At 35.3% G+C, this 10,079-nt stretch carries 4 protein-coding genes; 3 read left to right on the forward strand and 1 reads right to left on the reverse strand.

What is annotated here, in order from left to right:
• Window positions 1-795 carry an anaerobic sulfite reductase subunit AsrB gene (asrB, locus tag M2098_RS04080; protein WP_280682273.1) on the forward strand — a complete coding sequence of 265 codons (795 nt, stop codon included), beginning with the start codon at window positions 1-3 and terminating at the stop codon, window positions 793-795.
• Between the two features lie 12 nt (window positions 796-807).
• Window positions 808-1,881, forward strand: coding sequence for a sulfite reductase subunit C (gene asrC / locus M2098_RS04085; protein ID WP_280682275.1), 1,074 nt, complete (start codon window positions 808-810; stop codon window positions 1,879-1,881).
• A 57-nt stretch (window positions 1,882-1,938) separates the two neighbouring features.
• On the opposite strand, the gene M2098_RS04090 is transcribed toward asrC, so the two are convergent.
• On the reverse strand, window positions 1,939-2,790 hold the full coding sequence (locus tag M2098_RS04090) for an AraC family transcriptional regulator (RefSeq protein WP_280682277.1): 852 nt from the start codon (window positions 2,788-2,790) through the stop codon (window positions 1,939-1,941).
• A 331-nt stretch (window positions 2,791-3,121) separates the two neighbouring features.
• Between M2098_RS04090 and M2098_RS04095 the strand changes: the two genes are divergently transcribed.
• A complete protein-coding gene (locus M2098_RS04095; protein WP_280682279.1) occupies window positions 3,122-9,823 on the forward strand; it encodes an endo-alpha-N-acetylgalactosaminidase family protein in 6,702 nt (2,233 codons plus the stop codon).
• Window positions 9,824-10,079 lie beyond the last annotated feature (256 nt).

Consider the following 10,079-nt stretch of genomic DNA (forward strand, 5'->3'; position numbering starts at 1 on the left):
ATGGCTTATAATATATTGACACCAAAAGCTTGTGAAATCTTAAGCATAGAAAAAGAGAGTACGCATGAATGGACATTCCGTGTTGCTACAGATGTACATCCAAAACATGGACAATTTATGCAATTATCTATTCCTAAAGTTGGAGAAGCACCAATTTCAGTAAGTGCACAAGGAGATGGATATCTTGAATTTACCATTCGTAGTGTTGGGAAATTAACCGATGAGTTCTTCAACATGCAGCCTGGACAAACGATCTTTATGCGTGGTCCTTATGGAAAAGGATGGCCAATCGAAACATTTACTGGTAAAAACTTAGTTATTATTACTGGTGGAACCGGTCTTGCTCCTGTTCGTAGTATGTTGAATATTTTAAACAGTGATATGTCTAAGGTAGAAAGCTTACACTTAATCTCTGGATTTAAAAATGAAGAATGTATCGTTTTTAGAAAAGAATTAGACATGTGGAAAAACCGCTTTAATACAACATATACATTAGATAATGAAGAAATCGAAGGTTTTAAATCAGGATTAGTTACAAAATTCATTTCTGAAATACCTTGGAAAGATTTTAATGATAATTTTGAGGTTGTTGTTGTTGGTCCGCCAATGATGATGAAATTCACTGGATTAGAATTGCTTGCAAATGGTGTTCCAGAAGAAAAAATCTGGATGTCATTCGAACGTAAAATGTCATGTGCAATTGGAAAATGTGGACACTGTCGTATTGATGAAACATATGTTTGTCAAGATGGTCCAGTATTCAACTATACCGTTGCCAAAGACTTAGTGGACTAGGAGGTTGCTAACGTGAATAAAGATATTAATATTGGTGCGGTTCGTAAAAACTGTTACCGTCAATCTAAAGTAGATGGCCAGTTCATGCTCCAAATGCGTGTACCTGGTGGAGTGATTAAAGCAGAATACTTAAAAATGGCTGCAGAAATTGCGGATCGTTGGGGAGATGGAAACTTCCACATGGGAACTCGTCAAACACTAGACTTTACTGGGATTAAATACGAAGATATCGATGAAGTAAATACATACATCAGAACGTACATTGAAGGTACAGAAGGTGAAGCTGGCGTTGATATGGATAAAGTTGCTGGTAAACCAGAAGAATGGGATCCAGAAGCTGGATATCCAACAATTGGTGCACGTAACGTTACTGCATGTATCGGAAACGTTCACTGTATTTGTGGAAACGTAAATACACAAGATGTCGCTAAAAAGGTTGAAAAACTTGTATTCCCATCTAACTACCACATCAAATGTAATGTTTCTGGTTGTCCAAACGACTGCAACAAAGCAAACATGTGTGACTTTGGAATTATTGGAATTGCAAAAATCGACTTCCACCCAGAACGTTGTATTGGTTGTGGGAAATGTGTCGCTGTTTGTAAACATGGAGCAACCCGTGTTTTATCAGGAACACCAAATGGAATACCAACAAAAGATGATTGCTGTTGTACAGGCTGTGGAGAATGTGTTCGCTTTTGTCCAACAGGTGCATGGACACGTAATCCTAAAAAATTCTACCGTGTTATTATTGGTGGACGTACAGGACGTCAAACCCCACGTGCAGGTAAAGTGTTCTTAAACTGGGCAAGTGAAGAAGTTGTAATGGGAGCATTGGCTAACTGGCAAAAATTCTCTGCTTGGGCACTTGACTACAAACCAATGTACTTACATGGTGGACATTTAATTGACCGTGCAGGATACATGAAATTTAAAGAAATGATTCTTGATGGAGTAAAACTAAACCCAGAATGTTTAGTTGCTGAACGAATCAACTGGTCTGAAACTGAATATCGTTCAAACTTCTCTGTAAAGGCACCAGCAGATCACCTTACTGCTGGTCCTGGTTCACAAGACAATCACTAGAAATATACCTTATATAAACGATGAAAAAGGACACTTCAATTTGAAAGTGTCCTTTTTTTACCCAAAATCGATTTCGTTTTTTAGTGCTGCTCGACGATATTGATTTGGTGATGTATTTGTTTCTTTTTTAAAGATTTGTGAAAAATAAGACTGACTAGAAAAACCAGTCAATTCACCAATTCTTGCAATAGTGTAATCAGTTGTTGCAAGTAATATTTTTGCTTCATCAATTCGTTTTGCAATTAAAAAACTAATTGGTGAAACACCTTTGTATTCCTTAAATTCATGAATGATATAGTACTTATTTAAATATGTAAGTTTACTTAATGTATCAAGTGTGATTTCATCTGCATAATGATTATTAATATATTCTTCAATTTGTTTTATTTCCTTGGAAATACGTTTAGTTGCTACATATGATATCGCATTGTTTGTCTTTCGAACGATTTGAACCATGAGGATTTCCAAAATGTTTTGAATAATCATTTCATAGTTATCATCTTTTTGCTTAATTTCCTGTAGTAACGTATTGAGATAATGCAAGATAATAACTTTATTATTTTCAAAGTTAGAAATGACATAATCTTTAGCCATACTAGTTTCATTGCTCATAAATTGCATACCTTCAATACCAAAAACAATGTATTCAAATCCACCTTTGTCATGGCCTTCTTCGGTATGTGCAACATTAGGATTAATAATAATGAGATCGCCTTCTTTAACCGGAAATCTCTCATTTTCAACAAGAAAACCACCATTCCCATTAACGATGAAAAAGACCTCAGTAAAATGATGCGTATGCTTGATGCTATGCCAGTCCACATCACTTTCGGCATGGGTGATATAGCGAAGCTTTAAATTCATTTTTTCTATTTTACTTTTTTCAAATGAATATCTATGATTGCTCATTATGTCTCCTCCATCTTAGCTTCATTATAGGTTAATTATGTCAACCTGACAAATAATTTACAAAATAGCACAGTTTTTAAAATGCTTGTAAAATTATAAAAAGTTCGAATATATCAAGATTTGAACAAAGAACTGAAAAATCTTAGAAATAGAGCAAGATTCTTAAAAAAAGACACAAATACACCATTCAAAAGAGATTTGTAAGCGTTTTCAGTTTAAATTGTCGAATTCTTGCTTTCTTGCAAAATCGCTCGATTGACACCAAAATTCACAATGATATTATCAAAATATATCTGTATGTTTAATAAGACAGACAAGAAGGAGGGTATGCATGAAACGAATGAAACGGCAAAGTTTTGCGCTTTTGGTTACATTTATGATGTTTATAACATCAGTTTTTCCAAGTATTTCTCTAAATACATTGCAAAAACCAGAAGTGCAGGTTGACGAAACACAAGAAGTAGTCAGAAGATTTGCATCTGGTAGTGGAAATGACAATGGCGCAAACGTCGCACTACTTGAATTGACGAATAGTGAGGTGGGTACACCAGATAATGGAGAGTTATCATTTACGTTTACTCCACGCTCAACAAAAACAGACACAAGGTTTGGAGTGTATTTACGCTACGTAGACAAAAATAATTTTGTTTTTGTCGGAGTGGATGCATCAAGTAACTGGTTTTACGAATATAAAGTAAATGGTTCTGGATCATATCCACAACTAGGAGTTAGCGCACCTAACCAAGGTGATGAAACAACATTAAAAGTAAAATGGGAAGATAACAATATGTGGGTGGACGTTAATGGAACGCCAACAAATAGCGGGAACCCATATACAATTAATGCGCTTCAATCAATACAAGCAGATAAAGTGTATTTGAAAGCTGGATCTTATAAAGAAGCAGTTAGCGATGTATTGTTTAAAAATGTTACATATAAAAATGCAACAAATACAATAACTAACAATACAGATACTTGGAAACTGGCGACTGCTCATGGTGGAGAAATCTATGAAGCAGAATATGAAGAGCCAGTAATCACTGAGGTGAATATTAATGGAGTTGTCCAAGATGTAAATGAAAATCCATTACATAATGCAAAAGTGAAACTTGGTGAGTTAGTCACAACTACTAATGCACAAGGACAATTTGTATTCCAAAATGTTACAAGTGGAAAATATAATATGGTAATTTCTAAACCGGGATACCAAAGTCATTCATTTGTAGTTGAAGCGAAAACGGAAGATCTTGATTTTGGAATATTTAGACTTCCTGCAGAAGAAGAAATTGAAGTGAGTGCACCTGAACACATACAAAGCGGCGATATGAAAGTTGGTATTGATACTGCATTCCCTCGCGTTATTTACTATGAAATGAAGGGTGATCTTGCTGGGCGTAAATTCTATGGGCAAACAGAAGAATTGTCAGTGATTAAAATCAATGGAAAAGAAGTGACACCAACCGTTACATTGGACAAAGTAGAAAGTACAAAAGCAACGTATACATTAACAGCAAAAGATACAGCTAATGATATTGATTGTGTACTTACTGCCGTACTATCAGTAGATAAAAATACATTAAGTTTTAATATTACAAATGTAGTAGACAATAAAATTGTGAAAACTATTGAGATACCAAATCATAGTTTAGTGAGTGTACGTAATACACAATCTAATGCAAATTTTGCAGGATCTCAAGTTTCAACAAACACACATAAAACTGGGGATAGATTCTATACGGTTGATCAAATGGCAAACGGTGTAAGTGGATATACGTTTGGCTTTGTATCAAATCACTCTTTAAGTGCAGGACTATGGTCAAACTCAGAAAACAATGTAAGTGCTGATTGGCAACGCGTGAGTGCAACTGCTACAACATATGCGGATTACAAGAGTGTAGGATTAAGTAGTACACGTTGGACATACCAAAAAGATACAGCATACCGTAAAGAAAATACTGCAGAAGAACTTCCTTGTGCAAGAGTAATCATTACAGGTGATGCAAATGATGATGCTGAAGTTGATTGGCAAGATGGGGCAATTGCATATAGAGAGATTATGAAAAATCCATTGGGTTACGAAAGTATTCCTGATTTAGTTGCAATGCGAATTTCGATGAACTTTGGTAGTATGGCACAAAACCCATTCTTGATGACATTGGATAATGTAAAAAAAGTATACTTACACACGGATGGATTGGGACAAACGATTTTATTAAAAGGATATGGAAGTGAAGGACATGACTCTGGACACTTAAACTACGCAGATATCGGAACGCGTATTGGTGGTGCAACAGACATGAAAACCCTTCTTAAAGAAGGAAAAAAATATGGTGCAACATTTGGTGTGCACGTAAATGCGAGTGAAACATACCCAGAATCAAAATATTTCGATGAAGACCGTTTATTGAAAGATGCAAACGGAAATTATAAATATGGATGGAACTGGTTAGATCAAGGAATTAATATTGATGCAGCATATGATTTACTACATGGTAGAGCAGAACGATTCAAAGACTTCTATGAAGCGTTAGGTGGAGCAGATAATGATTTAGACTTCATTTACGTTGATGTTTGGGGTAACGGTCAATCAGGGGATAATGGTACTTGGGCAAGTAGTCAACTTGCAAAAGAAATCACGAACTTAGGTTGGCGTGTTGCTGGAGAATGGGGACATGCATTTAACTATGATTCAACATTCCAACACTGGGCTACGGATCTTACTTATGGTGGATATTCAAACAAAGGTGTGAATAGCTCAATTGCTCGTTTTATTCAAAACCACCAAAAAGATTCTTGGGTAGGTGATTACCCATCATATGGTGGAGCAGCTATTAACCCACTTTTAGGTGGATACGATATGAAAGACTTCGAAGGATGGCAAGGACGTAATGATTATGAAGGTTACATGCAAAACTTATTCGAAGACAACATTGCTTCAAAATTCGTACAACACTTCAAAGTAACAAAATGGGAAAATGGAACACCAGTAACGATGACTGATAATGGTGAAACATACCAATGGACACCAGAAATGAAAATTACATTAAAAGAAGGAAATGATACGCTTGTGATTGAACGTCAATCAAATGATGTTGCAAGTGCAGGATATCGTTTACGTACGATGACATTTAACGATAAAGTTGTTATGGATGGTGAAAAATACTTACTACCATGGAACTGGGACGAAAGCGGTAACGCTTTAGCTAATGCAGATGAAAAACTTTACCACTACAACAAAGATGGTGGAACAAGTACATGGGCTGTGCCAGAAGGATGGAATACGGAAGCTATCGTTTATGAGCTAAGTGAAGATGGAAAAATCAATCCACAAACAGTTTCAATTATTGATGGAAAAATTTCAATTACTGCAACTGCTGGAAAAGGGTATGTTGTATACAAAGGTGCAAAATCAAACAAGGATGTATCATGGTCTGAATATGCACATATTGTTGATACTGGATTTAACTCAGGAAATCTAGATGCATGGGATATTACTGGTGAAACAAGTGGTGCTACAATCACAAAATCACAAGCAAGTAATCGTATGCTTACACTAAATAATACAACGGATGAAGTTAAACTTAGTCAAAAAATAACTGGGTTAACACCAGGACAAAAATATGCTGCATACGTTGGTGTGGATAATAGAAGTGATGCAAAAGCATTTATTTCTGTAGAAGCAAGTGGAGAAACAATTTCAAATTACACAACAAGATCCATTGCGAAAAACTACATTAGTGCAGCAGCACATAATACAAACAGTTCGACTGTAAATAACTCAAGTTATTTCCAAAATATGTATGTATTCTTTACTGCACCAAGTGATGGAAGTGATGTCATTTTAACGCTTTCACGTGAAGCAAAAGATGGATATACATACTTTGATGATATTCGTGTATTTGAAAATGAATCAGAAACAATGAAAGATGGTAAATTTGTACAAGACTTTGAAGATGTTCCTCAAGGAATCTATCCATTTGTAGTGGGTGGAGTTGAAGGTGTTTCAGATAACCGTACCCACCTTTCAGAAAAACATGAACCATATACACAACGAGGATGGAATGGAAAGAAAATTGATGATGTTATTGAAGGGAACTGGTCTTTAAAAACAAATGGATTAGTAAATCGTTCAAAACTTGTTTATCAAACAATTCCACAAAACTTTAGATTCGAAGAAAATGCAACATATATGGTTAGCTTTGATTATGAAGTTGGAACGACTGGTGCATATGCTGTTATGGTTGGAGATGGTGAATTTACATCTGCTTCAAACTTAACACCACTAACAGAAACGTACTCTAAAGACAAAGCGCAACATTTCCAAACAAGAGTTACAGGATCAACTTCTGGACAAACGTGGATTGGAATTTACTCTACAAATGTTGCAGCAGACTTACAAGGTGATGCTGGAGGTAATGCAGATTTTAGAGGATACAAAGATATCATGCTTGATAACCTTGTAATCGAAAAAGTTATTGCAGATGGAAGTGAGTTAATTTCACTAATTGATGCAAACAAAAATAAAGTTGAAGTGAACTATAGTGAAAGTTCTTGGGAAACATTTACAGATGCTGTAAATGATGGAAAAGCATTATTAGAAAAAGCAGATGCAACACAAGCACAAATTGATGAAGCTGTAGATACATTAACTGATGCAATTAATGAACTTGAACTTGTAGCTAACACTGTAAATGGTACGATCCGTGAAGGTGGTAAAGTTCAACCAAATGTTGAAGTTATAATTGATGTTGCAAACAAAAAAGTAAAAGCTACAACAAATGACAAAGGATACTATGAAGTTCATGGAGTTGCATTTGGAACACATGATCTAACAGTAGATCACAAATACTTTGATGTGATTACAGATAATGTGACAACATCAAGTGCAAATGAAGTGGTAACTAAAGATATCGAGTTAACACGATTGACAAACTCTGTAACAGCGAAAGCTACAGCAGTGGGTGAAATTGCACCAAGTGCAAGTGTTATTTTGGAAGCAAGTGATGGAACAGTATACAACACGACAACTGATAGTGATGGAAACTTTGCATTTGCAGATTTAGCGACAGGCTTATATAAAATCAAAATTGAAAAACCAGAAACTGGTTACGATTTATACAATGGAGAATTGCAAGTTATTAAAGGTGAACCGCTAACAAAACACTTTATGATTGAACCAGAATCACGTGCGGATTACATCAATACATTTGATGATGCAACAACTTGGGATAACCTTGCAGGAAACAACTCAAGTACAACCATTCAACATGAATCTGGACAAACAAAAGTAAAATTTCCAAGTGGGCATGCAAATGTGTACGATACAGCGGCTCCGACATTTAAAAATGGAACGGTTGAGATGGACGTAACATCTGAAGGTGATGGAAAACGTTTAGGTATATTATTACGTGCAAATGATATGGCAAACCGTGTATATATTGGTACAGGAGATACATCTAACCAATGGTTTGCTGAGTACTGGGGTAAAAATGGTAACAAATGGTCATCAATGTACAATGGACCTTCATTTACTGCAGGAAAAACATTGCATATTAAAGTCGAAATTATTGATACAAGAATGAGACTTTGGGTTGATGGTCAACAAATATTTGATCAAACGATGTCAGGTGTTCAACTAGAGGCAGGAAAAGTTGGAATGAATACACGTGTAGCAAACACAGTGAAAATTGATAACGTCGTTGTTACTTCATATGATCCACCAATTGGTGATGTAGAAGTAGTCGCTGGGAAAATTGTCAACAACGGTACACCAGTAGTTGGAAAATCAGTTACTTTATATGCACAATCACCATTACTTGGTTCAAAAATGATCGTGAGTGCATTAGGTACAAAGAGTTTAAAAACGTTTACAACAAGTACAGATGCAAACGGAAATTACAAATTTAAAAATGTAGCATTTGGAAATGCATATGTTGTTGTAGATAATGCGGGGACAGATATTCGAACAGACTTTACTGTGAAATCTATAGAAGATGGATATGTAGTTGTACCTTGTATTGATTTAGCAAATCCACCAGTAGTTGTTGATAAAACAGCACTTGAAAGTACAATTACTGATGCAGAAGCATTAACAGAAGCAGACTATACAGCAGACTCATGGGCTGTACTTGAAGATGCATTAGCAGATGCAAAAGCAGTAGTAGCAGATACAAATGCAACACAACAAGAAGTAGATGATGCCAAAGCTGCATTAGAAAATGCAATTAATGATTTAGTAACAGTTACAGTTGTTGATAAAACAGCACTTGAAAGTACAATTACAGAAGCAGAAGCATTAACAGAAGCAGACTATACAGCAGACTCATGGGCTGTACTTGAAGATGCATTAGCAGATGCAAAAGCAGTAGTAGCAGATACAAATGCAACACAACAAGAAGTAGATGATGCAAAAGCAGCATTAGAAAGTGCAATTGATGAACTAGTAGCAGTTACAGTTGTTGATAAAACAGCACTTACAACTGCAATTGCTAAAGCTGAAGCATTAACAGAAGCAGATTACACAGCAGAATCATGGACAGCACTTAAAGATGCATTAGCAGATGCAAAAGCAGTAGCGGCAGATGCAAATGCTACACAACAAGCTGTTGATATTGCAAAAGCAACTTTAGAAAATGCAGTGAAAGATCTTGTGAAAGTAGATGAATCGAAAACGGATTCTTCTAAACTTGAAACTGTTATTAAAGACAGTGACAAGTTGAAAGAAACTGATTACACAAAAGATTCATGGGCAGGATATGTAGATGCGTTAAATAAAGCAAAAGATGTATTATCAAATGATAATGCTACACAAGCAGAAATTGACGCGGCACATGACAATTTATTAAAAGCGATTAATAATCTAGTAGCTGTTGATGGAAACACAGAATTACCAAATATTGATGTTGAGAAACCAAATAACAATAATGGAGGATCAAATACTGGAGACTCTACAAATGTTGTTGGATTGATGGCATTACTTGGACTATCAGGTTTAGCAATTGTATTAGGTATGAAGAAAAGAAAAAAGGTATAAAAAAATTAGTATCACAATAAAGTGAACTAGCTTCAAAATTGCAAAGAAGTCAAGACCAATTGTTATTGTGTACTTCAAATAGGACTAACGATTGTGTTGGTCCTATTTTTCAAAAACAAACCAAAAAGTGCAAAACGATGTTTAAAAACCATAAAATATTTTAATTTTTAAAGTTATATAATGAAAATATAAAGTGTTAGCGGTTACACATAAGCGGGGTGATGATTGGTTGTTATAAAAGCTAATAAAAATGATT

The organism is Breznakia sp. PFB1-19, assembly GCF_029893935.1.
Taxonomy (GTDB): domain Bacteria; phylum Bacillota_I; class Bacilli_A; order Erysipelotrichales; family Erysipelotrichaceae; genus Breznakia; species Breznakia blatticola.